Origin of the sequence: Achromobacter sp. ACM05, from assembly GCF_019218915.1 — a bacterium.
In the GTDB taxonomy this organism is placed as follows: domain Bacteria; phylum Pseudomonadota; class Gammaproteobacteria; order Burkholderiales; family Burkholderiaceae_B; genus Achromobacter; species Achromobacter animicus.
Map to the genome: position 1 here is coordinate 83,249 of NZ_JAHUWQ010000003.1, position 20,895 is coordinate 104,143.

Annotated in this window: 19 protein-coding genes; 15 read left to right on the forward strand and 4 right to left on the reverse strand. The window is 64.3% G+C overall.

Annotation, left to right across the window (positions count from 1 at the left end; translation table 11 throughout):
• Positions 1-63: 63 nt before the first annotated feature.
• From KW836_RS18705 to KW836_RS18720, 4 genes are all read left to right on the forward strand, one after another.
• Positions 64-885, forward strand: a complete 822-nt coding sequence (locus KW836_RS18705) for a BON domain-containing protein (protein ID WP_218344377.1) — start codon at positions 64-66, stop codon at positions 883-885.
• 45 nt (positions 886-930) lie between these two features.
• On the forward strand, positions 931-1,131 hold the full coding sequence (locus KW836_RS18710; RefSeq protein WP_246282998.1) for a hypothetical protein: 201 nt from the start codon (positions 931-933) through the stop codon (positions 1,129-1,131).
• A 34-nt stretch (positions 1,132-1,165) separates the two neighbouring features.
• Positions 1,166-1,405 (forward strand): hypothetical protein, encoded by a 240-nt coding sequence (locus KW836_RS18715; RefSeq protein ID WP_175125271.1) that lies wholly within the window; start codon positions 1,166-1,168, stop codon positions 1,403-1,405.
• A 227-nt stretch (positions 1,406-1,632) separates the two neighbouring features.
• Positions 1,633-3,024: an FAD-binding oxidoreductase gene (locus KW836_RS18720; RefSeq protein WP_218344378.1), complete on the forward strand. Its 1,392-nt coding sequence runs from the start codon at positions 1,633-1,635 to the stop codon at positions 3,022-3,024.
• 56 nt (positions 3,025-3,080) lie between these two features.
• Here KW836_RS18720 and KW836_RS18725 read toward each other — a convergent pair whose 3' ends face one another.
• Positions 3,081-3,524, reverse strand: a complete 444-nt coding sequence (locus tag KW836_RS18725; protein WP_218344379.1) for a DUF695 domain-containing protein — start codon at positions 3,522-3,524, stop codon at positions 3,081-3,083.
• A 191-nt stretch (positions 3,525-3,715) separates the two neighbouring features.
• Here KW836_RS18725 and KW836_RS18730 point away from each other — a divergent pair, with 191 nt between their 5' ends.
• Positions 3,716-5,203 (forward strand): tetratricopeptide repeat protein, encoded by a 1,488-nt coding sequence (locus tag KW836_RS18730; RefSeq protein WP_218344380.1) that lies wholly within the window; start codon positions 3,716-3,718, stop codon positions 5,201-5,203.
• A 22-nt stretch (positions 5,204-5,225) separates the two neighbouring features.
• On the opposite strand, the gene KW836_RS28155 is transcribed toward KW836_RS18730, so the two are convergent.
• Both KW836_RS28155 and KW836_RS27950 read right to left on the reverse strand, forming a co-directional pair.
• A complete protein-coding gene (locus KW836_RS28155; RefSeq protein ID WP_218344381.1) occupies positions 5,226-8,537 on the reverse strand; it encodes an autotransporter outer membrane beta-barrel domain-containing protein in 3,312 nt (1,103 codons plus the stop codon).
• Between the two features lie 408 nt (positions 8,538-8,945).
• Positions 8,946-9,074, reverse strand: coding sequence for a hypothetical protein (locus KW836_RS27950; protein ID WP_255595966.1), 129 nt, complete (start codon positions 9,072-9,074; stop codon positions 8,946-8,948).
• Positions 9,075-9,506: 432 nt separating this feature from the next.
• On the opposite strand from KW836_RS27950, the gene KW836_RS18740 reads away from it, so the two are divergent.
• From KW836_RS18740 to KW836_RS18750, 3 genes are all read left to right on the forward strand, one after another.
• On the forward strand, positions 9,507-9,977 hold the full coding sequence (locus KW836_RS18740; RefSeq protein WP_175185769.1) for a YMGG-like glycine zipper-containing protein: 471 nt from the start codon (positions 9,507-9,509) through the stop codon (positions 9,975-9,977).
• Positions 9,978-10,045: 68 nt separating this feature from the next.
• Positions 10,046-10,645 carry a YSC84-related protein gene (locus KW836_RS18745; RefSeq protein ID WP_175125286.1) on the forward strand — a complete coding sequence of 200 codons (600 nt, stop codon included), beginning with the start codon at positions 10,046-10,048 and terminating at the stop codon, positions 10,643-10,645.
• Between the two features lie 174 nt (positions 10,646-10,819).
• Positions 10,820-11,557 carry a hypothetical protein gene (locus tag KW836_RS18750; protein ID WP_218344382.1) on the forward strand — a complete coding sequence of 246 codons (738 nt, stop codon included), beginning with the start codon at positions 10,820-10,822 and terminating at the stop codon, positions 11,555-11,557.
• A gap of 42 nt (positions 11,558-11,599) precedes the next feature.
• Here KW836_RS18750 and ftrA read toward each other — a convergent pair whose 3' ends face one another.
• Positions 11,600-12,559, reverse strand: coding sequence for a transcriptional regulator FtrA (gene ftrA / locus KW836_RS18755; protein WP_218344383.1), 960 nt, complete (start codon positions 12,557-12,559; stop codon positions 11,600-11,602).
• A 124-nt stretch (positions 12,560-12,683) separates the two neighbouring features.
• Here ftrA and KW836_RS18760 point away from each other — a divergent pair, with 124 nt between their 5' ends.
• The 7 genes from KW836_RS18760 (at position 12,684) to KW836_RS18790 (ending at position 20,860) form a co-directional block, all read left to right on the forward strand.
• The gene (locus KW836_RS18760; protein ID WP_218344384.1) at positions 12,684-13,121 is read left to right on the forward strand and encodes a rhodanese-like domain-containing protein; all 438 of its coding nucleotides are present in this window, start codon (positions 12,684-12,686) and stop codon (positions 13,119-13,121) included.
• Positions 13,122-13,247: 126 nt separating this feature from the next.
• On the forward strand, positions 13,248-13,922 hold the full coding sequence (locus KW836_RS18765; RefSeq protein WP_255595969.1) for a lysozyme inhibitor LprI family protein: 675 nt from the start codon (positions 13,248-13,250) through the stop codon (positions 13,920-13,922).
• 280 nt (positions 13,923-14,202) lie between these two features.
• Positions 14,203-14,724 carry a sigma-70 family RNA polymerase sigma factor gene (locus tag KW836_RS18770; RefSeq protein ID WP_175139312.1) on the forward strand — a complete coding sequence of 174 codons (522 nt, stop codon included), beginning with the start codon at positions 14,203-14,205 and terminating at the stop codon, positions 14,722-14,724.
• Complete coding sequence (locus tag KW836_RS18775; RefSeq protein ID WP_175185763.1) at positions 14,712-15,704, forward strand: FecR domain-containing protein; 993 nt, start codon at positions 14,712-14,714, stop codon at positions 15,702-15,704. The genes KW836_RS18770 and KW836_RS18775 overlap by 13 nt, the downstream gene beginning before the upstream one ends.
• Before the next feature lie 64 nt (positions 15,705-15,768).
• The gene (locus tag KW836_RS18780; RefSeq protein WP_218344386.1) at positions 15,769-18,270 is read left to right on the forward strand and encodes a TonB-dependent receptor; all 2,502 of its coding nucleotides are present in this window, start codon (positions 15,769-15,771) and stop codon (positions 18,268-18,270) included.
• Between the two features lie 6 nt (positions 18,271-18,276).
• Complete coding sequence (locus tag KW836_RS18785) at positions 18,277-19,488, forward strand: PepSY domain-containing protein (protein WP_218344387.1); 1,212 nt, start codon at positions 18,277-18,279, stop codon at positions 19,486-19,488.
• A 142-nt stretch (positions 19,489-19,630) separates the two neighbouring features.
• Positions 19,631-20,860, forward strand: a complete 1,230-nt coding sequence (locus KW836_RS18790; protein WP_218344388.1) for an MFS transporter — start codon at positions 19,631-19,633, stop codon at positions 20,858-20,860.
• Positions 20,861-20,895: the final 35 nt, after the last annotated feature.

A 20,895-nucleotide genomic window follows, 5' to 3' on the forward strand; every position in this document is an offset into this window, starting at 1 on the left:
CGTTTCAACGTTTGAGCGCGAGTCCGGCCTGCTTGTTTCGCAACTTGCAACGGGAGAGACGATATGAGTAGAGACCCGAGGAACACGTCGAACTATCGCGGCGACCGGGAACCGTGGCAGGACCCCGCGCCGTCATACGGTTACCAGGGCGAAGGCACGCGACAAGGCGGCACGCGCGAGACCCGGGAACCGGTGCGCAGCCGCGGTGCCGATCCCGGCCAAAGCAGCTATGGCGGGTTTTCGAATGAAGATCCCTCGTTCCAGCGCCAACAGGTCTATGAGGGTCAGAGCCGCGGCCGTGGCGGTGATGATCGCGGATACGACCCGCAAGGAAATAGATATGGCGATCAAGGCCGCGGGGCCGGCGGCCAGGGACGCTTCCAGAGCGGCCGCGACCGTGCCTATGGCGGCCGGGAACAGGCCTACGACGGTCCCACGTCGTTCGGCGATGACGAAGGCGGCTACTACGGCGACCGCCCCGCGTGGCGCGAGGAATCCATGTCGTTCGAAACCGCCGAACGGGGCGGCTATAACCGTGGCCCGACGGCCTGGCGGGATCGCGCATCGCGCCGGACCGATCCCAAGGGCTACATCCGTTCGGACGATCGCATCCGCGAGAACGTATGCGAAGCGCTGGCCCATAGCGGCCTGGACGTGAGCGACGTTTCGGTCGCGGTCCTGGACGGTCATGTCGTGCTGGAGGGCACCGTTCCCGATCGGCGCACCAAACACCGCGTCGAGGATTGCACGGTCGAGTGCGCGGGCGTGAATGATGTCGAGAACCGGATCCGCGTTGGAGCCGCGGGAGGCTTGAATCCAGGCGCGAGCAGCTCGGGCGCCGGTAGCACCGGCAGTGTCGATGACGTCGGCACCGCGAAGGAATGACTGGTCCCCCAGTACGTACCACGTTGACCCTGATGAAAGGAGCACATGATGACCAAACACAAGGACAGCACGCACGAAACGGACGCGCCCGACCGCAGCCAGGACGACACGCCCCGCGAGTCGCAGGCGAGTCACGGCGACACGCAGAACCGCACGAAGAAGGAGGGCCATACCACGCAGATCGGCACTGGCCAGGACCAGCAGAGCCAGCGCAACCGCGGTCAGGGCGCCCGGTCCAAGCCGTGATCCCGGTGCACAGATTGTGCAGGGACCGTAGCCGATGACGCTTGACGCGTTGTGGGACTTTCTGCAGTGGCCAGCCATGGCGGCGTCGCTTGCCGCCGCCTGGCTGGTCGCGTCGCGTAGCGCCGGGCGCCGCCACGCGGGCTTCTGGGTCTTTCTCGCCAGCAACGTGCTGTGGGTGGCGTGGGGCCTGCACGATGACGCGTGGGCGCTTATTGCACTGCAACTGGGATTGGCCGTCATGAACGTGCGCGGGGTTCTGAAAAACGATTCGTAGGACTCCTGTCCGCGCGGGCAAAGGCCTATACTTTTCCCCATCACGCACGCTCCGGCGCACGGCACAGGGCGTCTGCCGCCTTCCCCCCGCGCGGCGTTCGCCGGGCATTCATGTGCACAGGGTCATGGCCCCTTTTTCAAGGAGGCAACTCCCATGTCGCGCCCCAGCAGATAGACGGCTTGCTTTAGACGCTGTTTGTAAATGCATCGCCTTCGAGGAGATGTGTGATGAACAAACTGTCCAGCAGCACCTTGGAAGATCTGCGCGCCGCGGTCCGGGGCCAGATCCTGTCCGCCGGCGATGCCGGCTACGACGACGCCCGCAAGATCTGGAACGCCACGGTAGACCGGCGGCCCGCCGTCATTGCGCGATGCGCGGGCCCTGCCGACGTGCGCCGCGCCGTGGATTACGCGCGCGAGAATCAGTTGGTAGTCTCCGTGCGCGGCGGCGGCCACAACATCGCGGGCACCGCCGTCTGCGATGACGGCATGATGATCGATCTGTCACCCATGAAATCGGTACGCATCGATCCCGTGCGCGCTCGGGCCTTCGTGGAACCCGGCGCCACCTTGTCCGACCTCGATCACGAAGCGCAGGCATTCGGCCTTGCCGTTCCCCTGGGCATCAACTCCACGACCGGCGTAGCCGGCTTGACGTTGGGAGGCGGTTTCGGCTGGCTGACGCGCCGGTTCGGCATGACCGTCGACAATCTGGTGTCTGCCGACGTCGTCACGGCCGACGGCCAATTGCTGCACGCCAGCGACTCGGAAAACCCGGACCTGTTCTGGGCGCTTCGCGGCGGCGGCGGTAATTTTGGCGTGGTCACGATGTTCGAGTTTCAGCTTCATCCGGTGGGGCCGGAGGTCTACGGCGGACTGGTGGTGATACCGCTCGAACAGGCGCGCGACGCGCTGGCGCGATACCGCGATGCGTTGCCGTCCATGCCTCAGGAGCTGACCGTTTGGGCGGTGCTGCGCCAGGCGCCGCCGCTGCCGTTCCTGCCGGCATCCGTGCACGGCAAGCCCATCATCGCCTTTGCGTCGTGCTACACGGGCGGCGTGGACAAGGGGCCGGATGCCCTGCAAGTGGTGCGTGGTCTGGGCGAGCCCTACGGCGAACATCTTGGGCCGATGCCTTACGCGGCCTGGCAGAAGGCGTTCGATCCATTGCTGACGCCCGGCGCGCGCAACTATTGGAAGTCTCACAACATCGGGGAGCTGGAAGACGGCCTGATCGACGCCGTCGTGTCGGCGGTACAGAACGTGCCGTCGCCGCAATGCGAGATCTTCTTTGGCCACATTGCCGGCGTGGCGATGCAGGTGCCGGTGTCAGCCACCGCGTATCCGCACCGGGCGGCGCAGTTCGCCATGAATGTGCACGGACGTTGGGACGATCCACAGGACGATGCGCGGTGCATCGCCTGGGCGCGGGACATCTTCAAGGCGACTGAGCCCTGGTCGCAAGGCGGCGTGTATGTGAACTTCCTGACGCAGGACGAAACCGCACGGGTGGGAGCGGCCTATGGCGAAAACTTCGACCGGCTGGTGCAGGTGAAGACCCGCTACGATCCGCACAATCTGTTTCGGCATAACCAGAACATCAAGCCGGCCGCGGCTTGATGTCGTGGAGCGATGCGTCAGCGGGGCCGGGGATGCAGCATGGAACCGGCCCCGCTTCAATGCAGCTGATCCGACCCCTTCGGCTGCAATCCCGCCAAGGCATTCCAGTCCGGATCCTTGAACATGCGCAGTTCAACCGGATAGACCGGATGCCCCGCAAGGCATGCGTTGAACGCATCCAGGAACGCTTCGACATTCGGTGTGTAGTACCGCCACTCCTTCTGATGATTGCCCGTCAGGCAAGCCACCTGCACACCGGCGTCCGAATGCTCGAAGCCCTGTTCGATGGCTTCTTCAAACGCATTGGTGCGCTGCTTGTCTTCGTCGTTCGGCATGCCCGTCTCGATGCCCTCATACGCCCAGGTGATGATGATCAGGTTTTCATTGACCTGACGATCGGACTCGGACGGCAGACCGGTGCGAAAGCGAACGACGACCGGCAGACCGTTGATCTGGGCTTCGCCCACTGCCCACATGTCGCCTGGAAATGGGCTGCTCATTGCGTGTAACTCCTGCTGATTCAAATGCCGAACAAGCCGGGAGTCTATCGCAACGCATCGCGCGGTCAGGCTGAGTGCGGGATCAATGCGTTCGTCTTGATCTGCGTGGAACCGCGCTGCCACATGGCGCAGATACAATCGCCCGGTCGTTTGCACCGCAGCGACAGCCGTTGTTCACAGGGAAGCAGTACATGTACACGTATTTGAAGCTCGCCGCCGCAGCGGTGCTGGTGGGATGCGCCTTTTCGGCCATCGCCGAACCAGACCACCAGGCCGAACGCCTCTATGACCGCGCCGTCCAGCAGGACGCCGGGGCGCTGAAGGCGCTTCAGGACCTCGCCAAGGACAACGATGCCGAAGCGCTCATGGCGCTGGGTTTCATGTATGAGCACGGCGTGGGCGTCAGCCGCGACGTCAAATTGGCCATCGCCAACTTCGCGCTGGCGTGCCATCAGGGCGGTCAATACGGGTGTGCCAACGCCGCCTACTTCTTCGAGTACGGCATCGGTGTCGACAAAGACGCCAGCATCGCTGAGCGCTACATCGGGCTCATCGCCAAGGACGACATCGACAACATCGACGACATGAAAGAGCTGGAGCGCCAGCGCCACATCGTTTACGAGGGCAAGGCCGCAGCCGAGACGGACGTCGAAATGCGGCTGCCGGTCATCGAATACCTAGAACGTCACGTCGGGTCGGCCTCCTCCGATGCCCGCGCGATGATGGCGCGAATCGGCTTCACCAAGCTGGACACCCTGCGGTTGGCGCGCGTCTGGGCAGAGCGGGACAAAGAACCCGAGATGCTGTTCCGTGTTGGCAGCTTCTACAACTTTGGCTACTCGCACGTCGAGAAGAAGGACGCCGAGGCCTTCAAGTGGTGGCAACGCGCGGCAGAAGCCGGCGAGCCGCAATCGCAGAACCTGTTGGGCCTTGCCTACTTGCAAGGCAAGTGGGGCGTGGATCAGGATCCGCCCGTCGCCGTGTCATGGTTCGAGCGCGCGGCCGCGCAAAGCGACCGGGATGCGTTGGTCAATCTGGGCGAAATCTACTACCTGGGCGAGATCGTTCCGGTCGATTACGCCCGGGCGCGTTCCCTGTTTGAAGAGGCGATTGAGCAGGGCTCCGCCCGTGCACCAAGATTCCTGAGCTGGATCTATTACAACGGCCAGTCGGTAAGGACCGATTGCCAAAAGGCCCTGCAATACCGCCAGGAGCGGCGCAACCATCAGCCGGATCCGCAGGACGATGCCAAGTTCCTGGGCCAATGCAAAAGCGATCTGGACCAGCGCAAACAGGCGGGCAAAGCGGCGCCCACGCTGCGCCTGCAGCACAAGTCGACGTACCACGGCGGCAACGGCGGCGCCTTGGCCTGCGAACCGCATTTTGTCGTCACCACCGACAAGCTGGGTGAAATCGCCAACCTGCGGGTGACGGTCGAATTGAAGAATGACCAGGGCGCGACGACGCAGCGCACCCTGGCGTTCAGTCCGTTTGGCATGAACACGATGAACGAAGGCCTGGATGGCCGGGCATGGGATTCGTTCAGTTCAAGCACCTTGTTGCCGATGAAGACCCAGGAATTCTGCGATTTTCAGGCCGACTACCGGATCACGGAAGCGACCGCGCTCGTGAATGGCCGGCAAGCGGATCTGGTCGCGGAAGGGATGTTCAAGAAGTAGAGCGGGCAGTCGTCCGCCGCCTTCACCAGCGCATCCGAAAGCCCATGGTCCCCGACAACGAGCGATTGCCGCCTGAGTGCGCCAAGCTGGTGTTCAGCAACCCCTCGGCATAGATCGAATACTTGTCCTTGCCCCAGTTGTAGGACGCGCCGGCGCCGATGCCGCCCCAAAGGCGATCCGGCCGCGACTTGAATGCCGTCCCGCCCACATCCACCTGGCTGCCATTCAGAAACTCGTAGTACAGGTTGGCGACACCATAGACATGCGAGCGGTCCATCCCATCCTTGCCGCCGCGCGTCTCACGGTCCAACGTCACGCCCAGCCGGCTTTGCAGGCTGCCGCCCCGGCTTGAGCGCACCGTCGCGCCGAACGCATCGTCGAAGCGATCAAAGTGCACGCCCGAATAGGTCAACTGCGCCTGCGGCGTCAGCGACCATACGCCGTTCAGCGCGATGCGCTTGCCGCTTTCGACGGACAGGGCGTAACCGGCGCCATCGTTGTCTTTGACCAGGCGGCGGCCAGCCAGTCGCGAACTCAGGTCCGAGTTGAACCACATGACCTGCGCCAAGCCATCCACGTAGAGGCCGTCGTTGCCGTACCACGTCAACGTGCCGCCCAGGCCGTAGCCGTCGGTGGCGATGTCGCCATTGCCATATACGGAGCGCGTCGACGTGTTGCCGTGTACATATTGGAAGTATCCGCCGCCCACCAGCGCGCCATTCTCGCGGCGGGACAACAGAACGTCCGAGCCCGCCTGCACCTTCGAGTAGTTCAGCGTGAAGTCGGTGCCGCTGGTCGACGTGCTGGGCTCGATCCGGCGGTTGCCGCCTTCGATACGTGCCCACGCGCCGGTGCCGTCGAGGTGAGCGCCGGCGTCCTGCGTGCCACCCGCGCGGGCATCGCTGCCTGCTCCTTGCCCGCCACCCGCGCCCGACCAGTAGCGATTCCCGACACGGCGCTGCAGCGTCGACACCCCGTTCAGCGCCAGCAACGCCTGTGGGTAGGCCTCGTAGGCCGATACGCCGGCCTGATACAGCGGTTGCGGCGCGGGGTTCACCCCCGGCGCGGACGGTGCGTCGTCCGTCCGTTCAGACCTCAGATACCAGTTGCCCAGTTCCGTGCCGGACGCGTTGCCCTGGTAAAGCTGATAGGCGTACGAGCCCGCCACGACTGCGGGCTTGCCGTTCACTTGATAATCGCCGGCCAGCGAGAAGGCGCCGTTCGAGGCGCCGCCCACCGAAACCAGCATGATGCCTTCCGTGGTTGCGGCCCCCGCGCCGCCCGCGTTGGTTACCTTCAACACCGAGGTGCCGGCCGTATCGCCGTTGACCACCACCTTGTCGGTGATCGACGCGTCGTTGCCCAGTACGGTGTTCAAGGCGATGACGCCGGCGCTGCCCACGTAGCTGCCGCCGATGGTCAGCACGTTGCCGGGCGCGGCCCCGCCCAGCGTGATGGTTCCGGCGTTGGTGACGGTACCGCTGATGGTGGAGGTGCCGCCGCTGATGGCCGGTCCGAACAGGGCCGTGCCCGCAGCCAGGGACAAATTGCCGTTCAGGACGAAACCGCTCTGCTGAACCGTCAGCGACGATCCGCCACGCAGGAACACACCGGTCGTCGTGTCGGCGGGTGTGCCCACTGCCAATCCGGCATCCGTCAAGGTGAGACCACTGCTGGCCAGATTGAATACGCTCCAATTGCGGATGCCGCTGCCGGCGCGCGTCGCGTTCACGGCATCGGACACGTTGAGGGTGTCAACGCCGCCACTGCCGCCGTCCAGCGCGGTGATGCCGGAGAACCCGCCGTACAGGTCCACCGTATCGTTGCCCGCGCCGAGGTTGATGGCGCCGTTGACGACGGCGCCGTTGCGGACGATGACGTGGCTGTTCCCGCCATTGTTCGAAATAGCAATGCCGGAGGTTGATTCGACGCGGGCAGCCGGCCTGACGTCGACGGTGCTCATGCCGCCGGCATTCGAGGCTGTAGAGATCGCGGCGCCGGAACCTCCCGCCACGTGTCCCAGCACGACGACGTTGGTGCTATTGGCGGTCGGCGAGGCGCCAGCGCCATTCACGGCATACACGCCACTGCGTCCGCCCTGGGCGTTATTGACGGTGATGTCCAGCGCCGACCCAAGGCCGCGGGTTTCGGCATACACGCCATCCATGCCGGCGCCCGTCGAGGTGTCCGTGCTTGTGATGCTGACATCGCCCGTGTCAGTCGTCACCAGGTAAATGCCGTACAGTCCGCCGTTCGTGACCCTTCCGGTAACGGCAACGTCTCCGGCCCCCGCATTCGCGACAGAGATCCCCGACGACGTCGTGCCAGTGGCGGTACCGGTCGACCTGACCGAAATGGCGCCGCCGTTGCCGGAGACCGCAATGCCGAATTCACCGCGTGTATCCACGGCGTCGATAGTCGTGTCCACCCCGGAATAGGTGAACGCGGCGATGCCGCTGAAGCCGCCGGTCGCCGTGCCCGTGGAGTCGATCTGCACCGCGCCGGATCCGCTGTGGTCGACCAGAATTCCCATGTTGCTGGCGCCGTTGCTGTTCACCGCGCGGACCGTGGTGCTGGTGCCGGTCGCGTTGGTGACGGCAATGCCGTCGCTGGCGCCATTCGCCGTGCCGGTCGAGCTGACCTGGACGGCGCCGGTGCCGGCGTTGTTGTTGACGATGATGGCCGCGCCACTCAGGCCTGCCGTGTCCGCCGCGGTGACGGTCGTATCGGTGCCGCCTGCGATCTGCACGCCGATGCCGTCGATGGACCCGGTGGCCGTGCCAGTGGACGTGACGCGGACAGCGCCCGTACCGCTGTTCGACACATAGATGCCGTTGCCGTTGCCACCGTAGGTGTCGCTTGCGGTGAGCGTGATAGCACCGTTTTGCCCGTATAGCGCGATGCCATGGCCGTTCGTCGCGGTGGCCGAGCCTGACGAGGTCACGGTCAGCGCGCCGGTTCCGGTCATGGCGACGATGCCATTCTCATAGCCCTGCGTGTGATTCGCCTCGATCGTCAGATCGGTGCCGCCGACCATGTTGGCGTAGATGCCTGCCTTGCTCACGCCCGTGGCCGTCCCCGTCGAGACAACCCGAACCGACCCGCTGCCGTAGCCGTTGGCGCCGATGCCGTTTTCCCCGCCCTGGGTGTCATTGGCGATGATCAGCATGTTTGCACCATAGCTGTCGCCTCGGATTCCTTCGCCCGACGGGCCCGTCGCAGTGACGGCGCCGGTGGAGGTGATGTTGAGGTCGCCGCTGACGTCGTTCAAGCCATAGATGCCGAAACTGCCTGCCGTGCTGATATTCGACTGATGGTCGTCGACGAACGACACCCCGCCTATACCCTGAAGATCGATCCCGTTATCTGCCACGGATACGGACAGGCCGAATCCGGGTTGGGTGGTGACAGAGATGGGAGCCCCCGCATTGATGGCCTGCGGGACGTCCGTAACGGCAGCCGGGCCAGCGCAAACGGAGATGGGGCTTACGGTGCAGTCCCCGGCGAGGGCGGTTTGCCCGATATAGGCGCTGGACGCGAGGTTCAACAGGGGGACGGCGACAAAGCCCGTCAGGCGGCGCGGGGTTCTCTGATTGGTAAGACGCTTCAAGGGAAACCTCGGCATGTCGCACTCCTCCATTGGTCGATGTGCGCCGTAGCGCCGATTCGAGCTCTTTCTGGTACTACGGCATGGAGCGAATGAACTTAACCTCGCGCGACGAGCGCCAGAGAGGACGACTGCTCAGCTGGTCATGGGATTGATGCTTGGGCTGTCGGGATGGAATGAAATCACCTGATCTGGACCCGCCATGGCGTCTTCCGTCACTGTAAAAACGATGATGCTGTTTTTATTTCGCAGCAGTATATTCATCCGCAGAATCAGCATCTTTGGGATGATTGAGACGGCCGCAGGCGTCAGGTAGATTTCGCATCAAGCATGGTGCGATGCGCCTGGCGCCCGACCAGAACAAGTCCCAAGTGACAAATCGCATTCCGGAACTTGCCGCGCTTTTGGCGCCGCGCAAGACGTATTTTCATTGACCGTTGTTCTATGCATCGGAGGCCGCAATGAATATCCGCGATACGTCTCATCCAGCCCGCCCCTTCCCGTGTGAATCCGTATCGGGCTACGCAATGTGCCCGCGAAACACGCTGTTCGTCCACGCCTGATCGAACTAGCATCCCCGCACCGCACGACACCGATCTCTGCATCTTTGGATGCATGGGTGGCGGGCCGGCGCTGGTGTCCGCCAATCGGGACACCAGCGCTGGCGATTCGAACGATGCGGACCTGGAGATTTTCATGAACAAGTCGATTTTCCCTTGCATGGCGGTCGTGCTCTCAGGCGTCTGCCTGTCGACGGCCGCCCAGACCGTTACGCCGCTCAAAGGCCAGACTCCCGAATTGACCCAGCAGGACATCGCCGCGTGCCAGGCGCAGTCGGCCAACACGTCGAGCGCGGCGGCCGCCGACACGCCTTCGGCTGGCGGACGAGCCCGTGGCGCAGCAGCCGGCGCCACGGCGGGCGCTGTCGTCGCAGGCGCGCGTGGGCGCCAGCACGAAGAGGTGTATGACCGTATGGATGACGACACCAAGCAGGCGTACCGGCAGAACCAGGCGAAGGACGCCGCCGCGGCGGGCATGGTGGTGGGCGGGTCGCGCCAACGACAGGACCGGCGTCAGGATCGTGCGAACCAGGCGCAGCAGAGTGCGAACGCTTCGTCGGCTTATGCCGCTTGCATGCAGCAGCGCGGCTATCAGGTCGGGCCGTAAACGCGCAGGGCGTTTTTTTTCATGCGTTACCCAGTTTCCCGTGCGACACACCACAAAAGGAGTACGTCATGTCTCATAAATATTCCGCAGTCTGCCGGACCGGTATGGCCCTCTTCACCATCATTGCGGCTGGCTTTCTGTTTGGGGGCTGTACCACGACACCGCCGTCCAAACCGTCTGCTGCGCCCAAGACCGATACGCGGGCTGCTTTGGACGACGCGGCCAATGCGACCTTATCCAAGCTTTACGAAGCCGCGCCGTCATCCCGTGAGCTGGTCGCTCGCGCCAGGGGCGTGCTGGTGTTCCCGGATGTGCTCAGCGGGAGCTTCATCGTCGGCGCCGAGCATGGCAAAGGTGTGCTGCGCGTAGGTCAGTCGGCGGTAGGCTACTACCGCACCACGTCGGGGTCGATCGGCTTTCAGGCGGGCGCGCAATCAAAGGCCATGGTCCTGCTGTTCATGACGGATGACGCCTTGAACAAGTTTCGCAACAGCAGCGGCTGGACGGTCGGCGCCGATGCCACGGTGGCGATCGTCAATATCGGCGCCAACGGACGCATCGACACGAACACTGCGAAGCAGCCGATTGTTGGCTTCGTGATGAACAACGGAGGCCTGATGGCCGGCGTCTCGCTCGAGGGAACGAAGATCTCGAAATACGAGCCGTGATGGCCGAAGTGGACCGCCCGCAGAGTCAGCGTCAGGATGACGGTGATTCTTGCGGGTCTGTGGCTTCGATGGCAGATGCCCTGGGCAGGCAATCGCGCGAGGTCGCCTCCCGGGGCTCGCAGGCCCCTTGCGCTGCGCGGTATTATCGCGAGTCCACCAGCCGCAAGGAAGGGAATGAATCAGCAGCAGCGCACGACCAAACGCCGCCGGATTCCGCGCAAGGCCTGGGCCTTGGGTCTGGCCATCGCCGCAGCCGTGGGGTTTTATGCCTGGAAGGAATCCCCGCTGGGTCCAGGCCTGACCGAAAGCAAGATACGCAAGATCCTGGTCGCCGCCATGGAAACGCCCACCAATGCCCCAGGCAGCGCCTGCGTCAATGTGGTGGGTGTGCGGCCCTTGCCGACCGATGTCTACACGGTCTTCCTGGAAGAACAGGACAAGGTCGTGCAAGGGCTAATCAAACACGGACTCATCACGGTCAAGCGCGTCAGTGCTGACGGCGATGGTTCACCTCCAAAACCGGATGAGGATCCCGACGACGCCACCAGCCACATGGCGCTGACCGAAAAGGGCCGTGCGTACTACACCGTTGGCGAGGTCCGCCTCGCTTCCAAGCTGGTCTATACCGCGAAGTTCTGCGCCCCTGGCCTGCAGGTCGGCAAGATCCTCGACTACTCCAAGCCGGGCAAGAATCCGTTCGACGACAACCCCAACGCGGTGTCGGCGGTGAAGTTCGAATGGCGGCTGGATCGCGCCACCGCGGATTGGGCAGCGGACCCCGCGTTCTATCCCCAGATAAGCGGCTTTGCTTCGAGGGATCAGCCTGACGAGTGGCAGACCCGGCACATCATGCTGGAACGGAAAAGCGGTGTATGGGGGTTGGGAGACGATCCGTATAAGATCCGCTGGTGAGGCAGACGGCTGCCGCGACTTGAGCGGGTCTCGTCAACACGCCTACGCGCCGTTGCCGAACTTATCCCGGTAAGCGGCCGGACTCGTCATTACGATGCGCCGGAAGTGCCTGCGCATGGACTCCTCGGAGCCGAAACCGGCGAGTTCGGCAATGCGGCCAATCGGCAACGGCGTTCTGGCCTCCAGCATGTCACGCGCCGCGGCCACGCGTTCGCGGACCAGCCATTCATACGGCGCCATGCCCGTGGCGTCTTGAAACTGCCGTTGCAACGTGCGCGGGCTCATGGCTGCGCGCTCTGCCAGTGATCGCAGGGTGTGTGGCAAAGCAGGATGCAGGCGCATCCAGTCCATCAGCTTGGCCAGTCGCCCGCTTTCATTGTGCGGCATGGGGCGCGGCACAAATTGCGCCTGCCCGCCTTCCCGGTGCGGAGCCACTACGAGCCGTTGCGCCACCCGATTTGCCACGGCCCCCCCATAATCGCGTCGCACCAGGTGGAGCAACATGTCCAGACCGGCTGCCGAGCCCGCTGACGTGATGAGCTGCCCTTCATCGACATAAAGCGCGTCCGGCTGAACGCGCACTTGCGGGTAGCGCTGCTGCAGCTTGGCGGCGTATCGCCAGTGCGTGGTGACGGTCTTTCCATCAAGGACGCCCGCCGCCGCCAGCACGAACACACCGGAACAGATCGAACAGAGCCGCGCGCCGCGCTGGTAAGCCATCCGGAGCTTTTTCAGCAAGGGCGCAGGCGGCAACTCGTCCGCGTCGCGCCAGCCGGGCACGACGATCGTATCCGCCCGATCAAGTAGCTTGAGCGAGTAGGGCGCCGCCACGGTGATGCCGCCTGCCGCGCGCAGCGGGCCGGGCTCGACTGCGCAGACCGCGAAGCGATACCAATCGACGTCGAGCTCGGGACGCTCGAGCGCAAACAGCTCGGTCACACAGCCGAATTCGAAAGTACACAGCCGGTCATAAGCCAGCGCGACGACAAGGTGTTTTTCCATGGCGTGATGTTACCGGTAATTGTCATTTACGCCACTTATCCGGCGCGCGGTCCGCCGTCAGAATGAGGCTCCTGGATCGATCTTCCAGCATCGCTTCTTTGGCCCTTTCACACAGAGTTCAACCATGCCGACCCCCAACCCCGTCACCGCCATCCCCGCCGCCGACAGCGCATCCGCGCTCGCCCACTTTCGCGCAGAACTGCAATTCGAGACCGATTGTTCAGATGTCGCCGGCGCGTTCGCCAGCGGCTCACCCGGTTTCGTGCTGCTGGACGTGCGTAGTCCCACGCTGTTCGCGCAGGGCCATGTGCCGGGCGCGGTGAATCTGCCGCACGGAAAGCTAGTCGAGTCGAAATTGGCGAGCTATCCCGTGGACACGCTGTTCGTGACGTACTGCGCAGGTCCGCATTGCAATGGCGCGACACGGGGCGCGATACGGCTAGCTCAGTTGGGGCGGCTGGTAAAGGTGATGCGCGGCGGGATCACGGGATGGCTCGACGAGCGTTTGCCGCTTGCGGGAATTGATGACGGGCAGGGCGGTGAAGGATCTGAGCGCAAATAGCCTTGAAATCCCGCTCCTTTCGTGGGGGGCGGAGGTATCGTTTCGCGCCAGTCAGGGCAAGGATCATTTTGACCCTACGCCTCCTGAATTCTCGCTATCATCCACGGCACCATGCCGACAAAAAACTTGCTCCCCGCCGCCTGCGCCGCTGCGCTGTGCGCACTCTCCCTGACCGCCACGGCGGCGCCGCAGGCTTCGCCTTCGTTCGACTGCGCCAAGGCGCGCACGGGCGCAGAAAAGGCCATCTGCGCGAACCCGCAACTCGCGGCGCTTGATGCGAGCATCGCCAAGCGCTACAACGAGGCGCGTAAATCCCTGGACGCCGTCACGGCCGAAGCGCTGTTGCGCGACCAGCGCGATTTCACCAAGGTGCGCGACGATGCCTTCGAGCAGCCGTTCGACAAAGACAAGCCAGTCGAGGAGATCGCGACCCGCATGAAACACCGGGACGCGTTCCTTGCCTCGCTGGATTTGGCTGAACGCAAGGGCTTTACCGGCAGATGGCGCAACATCTCGGGCGAGATCTCGCTCTGGAAGAAGCCCGATGGCGACATCCTGTATGAAGGATCCGCCGAAAAGCCGCGCACCGGAAGCTGGTCGTGCAACGTGGAGGCTTCCGGCAAGGCCAAGGGCGAACGGCTGCAGGTCAAGAGCGTCGACACGAAGGGCTGGGTACTGAACCTGAAGCGCCAGGGCGATGCCTTGGTCGTGGAGGAACAGCCGCCCGGCGCGGGTGCATCGGGTCCGCCTTATTGCGGCGCGAATGGAACCTTGGCCGGCACGTTCTTCCCGATACGCTGAGCGATAGCCGAAATGCATGTCTGCGGGTCGAGGCGCAAGCGCCATACCCGCACAAGATTATCGCCAACACGCGGCGCCTTCCGAGGCGGACATCGGCTGCGATGTCTTCGTCGCCACGGGCCTCCTGCCTTCCTGAGCGCAGAAACCTCAACTTCATCTCACGCACCAGCCGGAAATAGAAGCCATTTCAGGGTAAGATTTATCAAGAATGGCTCTTATTTACATTACGATTTGGCCGGGGCTCGTCTGTTCCGGCGCGGAATGATCCCCGCTTGCGCTGATGACGTCCTCCGTTTCCTCGCCCCTGACCGCCCCGCACGGTTCGCTTCTAGCGTCCTTGTACCGAGACCATCAGCCCTGGCTTTTGGGCCGTTTGTGTGCGCGCCTGCGCAACCGTGCCGACGCGGAAGACGTCGCGGCCGAGACATTCGTGCAGTTGGCGGAGTCGGGTGACGCGCCGCATCTACGCGAACCGCGTGCGTTTCTCTCCACGATCGCCAAGCGCGTGCTGTTTCATCTATGGCGGCGGCAGGATCTGGAGCGCGCCTATCTGCAATCCCTGATGGCAGTGCCTGAGGCCGTGGCGCTCTCCGCCGAGCAGCGCGCCCTGTTGCTTGAAGCGATCGAGCGCATAGATCGGGCGCTTGATCAACTGCCGGTTCCTGTCAAGACGGCATTCCTGTACAGCAGGCTCGATGGCATGCGCTATCCCGAGATTGCGCAGGCGTTGGGGGTGTCGCTCGCCACCGTCGAGCGCTATATGAAGCGCGCGCTGCTGCAGTGCCTGGCATGCGAACCCTGACGGATGACGAGCGCCAGCCCGACTCGACGATGTTGGAGGCGGCGGTCGATTGGCAGGTAAGCCTGGAAGCCGGCCGCATGTCGGCCGCCGACCGCGACGCGTTTGAACGGTGGCATGATGCCGATCCCCGCCACGCCCAGGCGTGGCGCCGCGTGACGGGCGTGCTGCAGCAACCGATCACGGTCGTGCAGGAACTCAATGGGCCGTCGCATGGCCAGTTGCTCGCGGCGCGCAAGGCGCTCCTGCACAAGCGCCGGCGGCAAATGCTGCGCGGCGCGCTGGTGTTGGCAGGCACGGCAGGTGGGGGTCTGATGGCGCTGGATCGTGCGCGGCCAATCAGTCAGATGCTGGCCGATCTGAGCACGGGCACCGGCGAACGCCGCAGCTTCGACCTCCCCGACGGCAGCCACGTGATGCTCGACGCGCGCTCGGCCGTGGATCTTGATTTCTCCGGTGCACACCGGCAAATCTCGCTCAGAGCGGGAGGTTTGATTGCGCGGGTGCACGCGCACGCGGCGTCGGCTCTGGCGATCGGCACTTCCTACGGCACGCTGCGGTCAGCCAGCGGGCGCGTCATGGCGGCTCATCACGGCGATTCCGTTCGGGTCGTGGCGCTGGACGGCCCGGTAAGCGTGTCCGCCGCGGACGGTAGCCAGGCCACGCTGCAATCCAGCCAAGGCGTCCGGCTGACCCGGAGGGGTCTGCAACCCTTGTCCGGCGATCCCACGGCACTGGCCAGCTGGCAAACCGGCATGCTCAGCGTCGACAATGCCCCGCTCGAAGACGTGGTCCAGGCATTGCAGGCGTATTACGTGGGTGTCCTGCGCGTGGCGCCAGCGGCACGCCGCCTTCCGGTCTTCGGCGTGTTCGCCCTTGATGATCCTGAGCAGGCCATCCAGGCGGTGTCGGCGAGCCTCGGCTTGCGGACCCGCCGGCTCGGATGGCTTATCTCGATCGACGTGCCCGAAAAAAATACGTGAATCGGTGAGGGGTTTTTCGTTCTCGCTCCACAACAAGGGTGAAACGAAACCTGGAGAAGCTTTCATGCCATACCGATTTACAGCGCCCCTGCGGCCTCTGGCCGTCGCCGGTTGGCTGGCCTGCGCCGCAGCCCCGCTGACATTTCCCCTCAGCGCAGAGGCGGCGGATGCTGCGGCAGCCGGTGCTGCGGCAGCCGATGCTGCGGCAGCCGGTGCCCAGATCGACCTGAACCTGCCCGCCGGCCCCTTGACCGGGAGCCTTACCCGCATCGGCCAGTTGGGGGGACGCAGTATTGCCGCCGACCCGGCGCTGCTCGTTGGCCGTCAGGCCCCCGCGCTCTCTGGCCGCATGACCGCATTCGAAGCCGTGCAACGCGTTTTGGCGGGTTCTGACCTGCAGGCGGTCAGCCTCGCAAGCGGCGCCATCACGATACAGCGCTTGCCCAATCGCGCGGACGCTGCCGCGCCCGAGGTCCAAACCCTGCCGGTCGTCTCGGTGAGCACCGACCGTCTTGCCAGCAACCTGATGGCGCCCACCCGCTCGGTCACGGTGATCGAGGGCGAAACGCTCGACGACTTGCGCGACAACTCGCCCAATCTGGCCACGATGCTGACCAAGGCGGTGCCTGGCATGTCGGATTCAAGCCGGAACCTGACCGATTTCGGTCAGACGCTGCGTGGCCGGAACGCGCTGATTCTCGTGGACGGCATTCCCATGAACACGAATCGCGACTCCTCGCGCAACCTGGTCAACGTCGATCCGGGGCGCATCGAACGCATCGAAGTCGTGCGCGGCAGCAACGCCATCTACGGCAGCGGCGCCACCGGCGGCATCATTTCGATCACCACCCGCCAGCCGGGTGGCGAGCCCATCGCCGAGACGAAGGTCGGCATGGACATGTCGCTGTCGAACCCGGGCGCTGCGGGGATGGGCGGTCAGGTGCAGCACTTTTTCTCGGGTAGCAAGGACCGGGTCGATTACGAGCTGGATCTCTCGTACCGCCGCATCGGCGGCTCGTACGATGCGCATGGTGACCGCATCGCGCCGGATGCCAGCCAGGGCGATCTGTTTGACTCCAACACCTACAGCATCGGTGGCAAGCTCGGCTTTCGCATCGACGCCAATCAGCGCGTGCAACTGGCCGCCAGTTACCTGCGCGCCCGGCAGGATACGGACTACGCCAGCGATCCTGGCGTGTCCCGCACGCCGCTCGGCTCGACCAATGCCCGCGCCATCAGAGGCCTGGATCTCGCGCGCCAGAACGAGGTCGAGAATACGCTGGTCAGCGTGAGCTACGACCACCGGGACCTTTGGGGCAGCAGCCTCTCGGCGCTGGCCTATGCCCGCGACAGCAGCACGCGTTTCGCGCCATCGGACTCGCGCGCCAACGTGAATCGCGGCAACAACGTCGACCAGGTTATGCAGAACAACAAGATCTTTGGCGGCCGCCTTACCATCGACACGCCGTTGACTGCTTCGGGCGATACCACGCTCAGCTGGGGGGCGGACTTCATCCAGGAGCGCAGTGAAATGCCCCTGGACGTGTTCGACCCGCAGATCTATGACCAGAGCGGCGGCCTGCAATTCCGGCGCATCGGCACGAATACCTATCTGCCCTGGACCACCACGCGCAGCGTCGGTATCTTCACGCAGCTTCAACACCGCTTCAATGAACGGTGGTCGGCAGAGGCGGGCGTGCGTTACGAGCGGTCGAGCGCCTGGTTCGATGATTTCCAGCCGTTGTCGCAGTCGCGCCTGGCCCGGCCCGCCACCGTGGAAGGCGGGCGCATCAGCTACGACGCGTTCATGTACAACGCGGGCGTGATGTTCCAGCCCACCGACAATCATGAGCTGTACGCCTCGTTCAGCCAGGGTTTTGACCTTCCTGACGTGGGCCTGCAACTGCGCAATGCGCGTGCGGGCTTCGACATAAACTCGTCAGAGCTGCAGGCAGTCAAGACCAACAACTACGAACTCGGCTGGCGCGGACGCTTTGCCAGCACCGCCGCCTCGCTGGCCGTGTTCCGCTCCGACTCCGACCTTGGCGCGGTGCAGTCCTTCAACAACGGCCTCACGCTCACGCGGACGCGCGAACGCATCCACGGTGTCGAAGCTACCGTGGACCACTACTTCGACGACGACGTCTGGGCCGTGGGTGGCACGTTCACTTGGATGTACGGCAAGGAGAAGGCGCCGGGCGCGAGCGATACGCGCATCATGACGGGCTATCGGATCCCGCCCCTGAAGCTCACCGCCTACGCGCAATACCAGCCCAGCGAGCGCTGGCGCACGCGCGCGGAGCTGACTTACTTCGGCGCGCGCGACTATCGCCTCTCTGATGGCCGTACGCAATTCGCGCGCGCCGACGTGAAAAGCTACCTGACCGTCGACGTGATGGCCCGTTACGATCTCGACAAGCAGAACTGGTTCACGTTCAGCGTGCAGAACCTCTTCAATCGCCAATACCTGCCGCTCTACAGCCAACTGCTGCGCAGCGGCAACAACAACAGCCGCCTGCCTGCGGCGGGCGCAGTGCTCAGCATGACGTATACGCACCGCTGGTAAGCCGCCATGGCGCGCAAGGCCTGGGTCCAGGTTCATCGTTATTTGGGCCTGACCATGCTCCTGCTACTGCTGGTCAACGCCGTGACCGGCAGTGTCCTGGCGTTCCAGCACGAGCTCGACCGCTGGCTCAACCCCCAGCTGTTCACTCCTGCACGGCAAGGCGTGGCGCTGCCGCCCGACGTCTTGATCGCGCGCGTGGAAGCGGCCGACCCGCGCCTGCGCGTCGCACTGCTGCCGCTCGATACGCGCCCGGGCGACGCCATCGAGCTTACGGTCGCGGCGCGCAGGCCGCCGGCCGAGGGCGCGTCCCCCTCACTGGCGTTCAACCGTCTGTTCGTCGACCCCGCGACTGGCGCGGTGCTGGGGCAGCGCCAGTGGGGCGCGTGGCGCATGGACCTGCCGCATCTCATGGGCTGGATGAACCAGCTGCACCGCACGTTCCTTTTGCCCGCGCCATGGGGCATGTGGCTGGTGGGCGGCCTGGCGCTTGTCTGGTTGCTCGCGTCGCTTATTGGCGCGTGGCTCACCTTGCCGGGGTGGGCCCAGGGAAGGGGGACGTTCTGGCAAAAGTGGAAGCCCGCGTGGCAGATCAAACGCGGCGCCTCCCGGCAGCGGCTCACCTTTGATCTGCACCGAGCGGGCGGACTTTGGACCCTGGCCGCGGCTATCGTGCTCGCGGGCTCGGGCGTGTACTTCAATCTGGGCAACGAGATCTTCCGGCCGGCCGTCAGGCTGTTTTCCCCGATCACGCCGCATCCCGTCCAAAGCCTGCCCCGCCATGCCGGAACGCGACCGCCGCCCGCGTACGGCATCCAGGCGGCGATTGCGCGCGCACGCGAGCATCTGCCCCCAACCGCGCTCGGCTTCCTGCCCTGGTACGCCAGCCATCTGCCGGACAAAGGCGTCTATCGCATCGCCTTCAAGGAAGACGGCATGCGCGAGCGCGCGCTGCGCCTGCGCTATGAACAGATCTTCATCGACGATCAGACCGGCTTGCTGCGCGGCATGACGGGATACGACAGCGGTACAGCCGGCGATCGCTTCCTGATCTGGCAATACCCGCTGCACACTGGCCGCATCCTGGGCTGGCCCGGCCAGGTGCTGGTCGCGGTGACGGGGCTGGTAGTGGCGTTGTTGTGCGTGACGGGTTTTCTGGTGTGGCGCGTGCGGCGCAAGGCGCGCCGGGGCGCGGGAGGGCGGGGCCAGGGCGGCATCTGAGAGGCAGGTCGGAATCCCCAGCTAGAGACGGCTCCGCGGCGGCGGTGCCCAGGTCGCCGGTAGCGAGTCAGGCCGCAGTCGGTATCATTTCGCTTGGCTTCAACGAGGGATCATCCTCGTCACCCCTTTGAGTCCTGCCGCCATGAAGAGCTCTTCTACCGCGTGGGTCATGCCTGTCGTGGCTATTTTCACGCTACAGACTGTCTCCGCGTTTCTTTCACGCCTTATCCCGATCGTTGCGACTGCGATGTCCGAAGAGTTCGGATGGAGCGGGAGTTCCATCGGCTACCTGACTGCGAGCAACGCGCTAGGCGGCCTGATGATTCTCGTTGTCGGCTCGTCCATGCTTCGGCAAATTGGGGGCACGCGCAGCTTGCAGCTGGCTCTGGTTGTGGGAACGGCAAGCATGGCGCTTTTCTATTATCCGAGCATGGCCGTGGCCCTGGTGGCCTGCTTTGCCATGGGGATGAGCAACGGGGCCGCGAACCCGGCCGGAAGTGAGGTGCTGCAGAGATTCTCGCCGCCGGAGATGCGCAATCTCATGTTCTCGGTCAAGCAGGCGGGTGTGCCACTGGGCGGAATGATCGCGGGGCTGTGTATTCCGGTAGTCATCGCCCTTGTCGGGTGGCGCCTGGCCCTCGTTGTCTGTGCGGTGATTGTTTTGGTGCCAACCGCGCTGACCTGGCGATTGAGTGGAATCCTGGATGTGAAGGGCTCGGCGAAGAAGCGGCGGCCGTCCATGATGCCTACGCTGCACTCGTTACGCATGCTCAGCGTGCCGTTGGCGTCGCTGAGAAGCAATCGCGGCTTGTTGAAGATGTCGATTGTGGGCAGCCTGTTTGCCGTATCCCAAAGCTGCTGGTTCGCGTTCACGGTGGTTTACCTGGTGGACCGGCTGGGCTTTTCATTGAGCCTGGCGGGGGCGGTATTTGCCGTGATGCAAGTGGGAGGAGTCGTCGGCAGGATTGCGTTGGGTTGGCTTTCGGACCGCTTGGGGTCGGCTACCGGAAGTTTATCGATTGCTGCCCTGTTCTCGGCAGGCACGACAATCCTCTTGGGATTTACCACCCCGCAATGGCCGCTGTGGTCTCTCATGGTTCTAGCCTTGGTCGCCGGGTGTTCTGCGGCAAGCTGGAACGGTGTGCAGATTGCGGAGGTCGCCCGCCGCTCGCCTGCCCACCAGATCGCAGAAACGGCTGCGGGAGCCTCGATATTGGTCAGTTTGGTGAACATCGTGGCGCCGGCTGCTTTCGCGGCCACGGTGGCGTTCAGCGGCAGGTACGATATCGCGTTCCTTTGCGCCGGCGCTTGCTCGTTGTTGGTGCTGATTTTCTTGCCCCGGGACGGGCGTGCTTCCCCAGCGCCTTCTTGAACATCGTGCTGAACGCGGTGACGGATTTATCCGTC

What these genes read in the sequence shown, in the direction of transcription:
- KW836_RS18770 (WP_175139312.1), top strand. Translation starts at nt 14,203, where the DNA reads ATGACGTCCTCCGTTTCCTCGCCCCTGACCGCCCCGCACGGTTCGCTT.
- KW836_RS18790 (WP_218344388.1), top strand. Translation starts at nt 19,631, where the DNA reads ATGAAGAGCTCTTCTACCGCGTGGGTCATGCCTGTCGTGGCTATTTTC.
- KW836_RS18785 (WP_218344387.1), top strand. Translation starts at nt 18,277, where the DNA reads ATGGCGCGCAAGGCCTGGGTCCAGGTTCATCGTTATTTGGGCCTGACC.
- KW836_RS18725 (WP_218344379.1), bottom strand. Translation starts at nt 3,524, where the DNA reads ATGAGCAGCCCATTTCCAGGCGACATGTGGGCAGTGGGCGAAGCCCAG.
- ftrA (WP_218344383.1), bottom strand. Translation starts at nt 12,559, where the DNA reads ATGGAAAAACACCTTGTCGTCGCGCTGGCTTATGACCGGCTGTGTACT.
- KW836_RS18760 (WP_218344384.1), top strand. Translation starts at nt 12,684, where the DNA reads ATGCCGACCCCCAACCCCGTCACCGCCATCCCCGCCGCCGACAGCGCA.
- KW836_RS18745 (WP_175125286.1), top strand. Translation starts at nt 10,046, where the DNA reads ATGTCTCATAAATATTCCGCAGTCTGCCGGACCGGTATGGCCCTCTTC.
- KW836_RS18730 (WP_218344380.1), top strand. Translation starts at nt 3,716, where the DNA reads ATGTACACGTATTTGAAGCTCGCCGCCGCAGCGGTGCTGGTGGGATGC.
- KW836_RS18720 (WP_218344378.1), top strand. Translation starts at nt 1,633, where the DNA reads ATGAACAAACTGTCCAGCAGCACCTTGGAAGATCTGCGCGCCGCGGTC.
- KW836_RS18705 (WP_218344377.1), top strand. Translation starts at nt 64, where the DNA reads ATGAGTAGAGACCCGAGGAACACGTCGAACTATCGCGGCGACCGGGAA.
- KW836_RS27950 (WP_255595966.1), bottom strand. Translation starts at nt 9,074, where the DNA reads ATGAATATACTGCTGCGAAATAAAAACAGCATCATCGTTTTTACAGTG.
- KW836_RS18710 (WP_246282998.1), top strand. Translation starts at nt 931, where the DNA reads ATGATGACCAAACACAAGGACAGCACGCACGAAACGGACGCGCCCGAC.
- KW836_RS18715 (WP_175125271.1), top strand. Translation starts at nt 1,166, where the DNA reads ATGACGCTTGACGCGTTGTGGGACTTTCTGCAGTGGCCAGCCATGGCG.
- KW836_RS18775 (WP_175185763.1), top strand. Translation starts at nt 14,712, where the DNA reads ATGCGAACCCTGACGGATGACGAGCGCCAGCCCGACTCGACGATGTTG.
- KW836_RS18740 (WP_175185769.1), top strand. Translation starts at nt 9,507, where the DNA reads ATGAACAAGTCGATTTTCCCTTGCATGGCGGTCGTGCTCTCAGGCGTC.
- KW836_RS18750 (WP_218344382.1), top strand. Translation starts at nt 10,820, where the DNA reads ATGAATCAGCAGCAGCGCACGACCAAACGCCGCCGGATTCCGCGCAAG.
- KW836_RS18780 (WP_218344386.1), top strand. Translation starts at nt 15,769, where the DNA reads ATGCCATACCGATTTACAGCGCCCCTGCGGCCTCTGGCCGTCGCCGGT.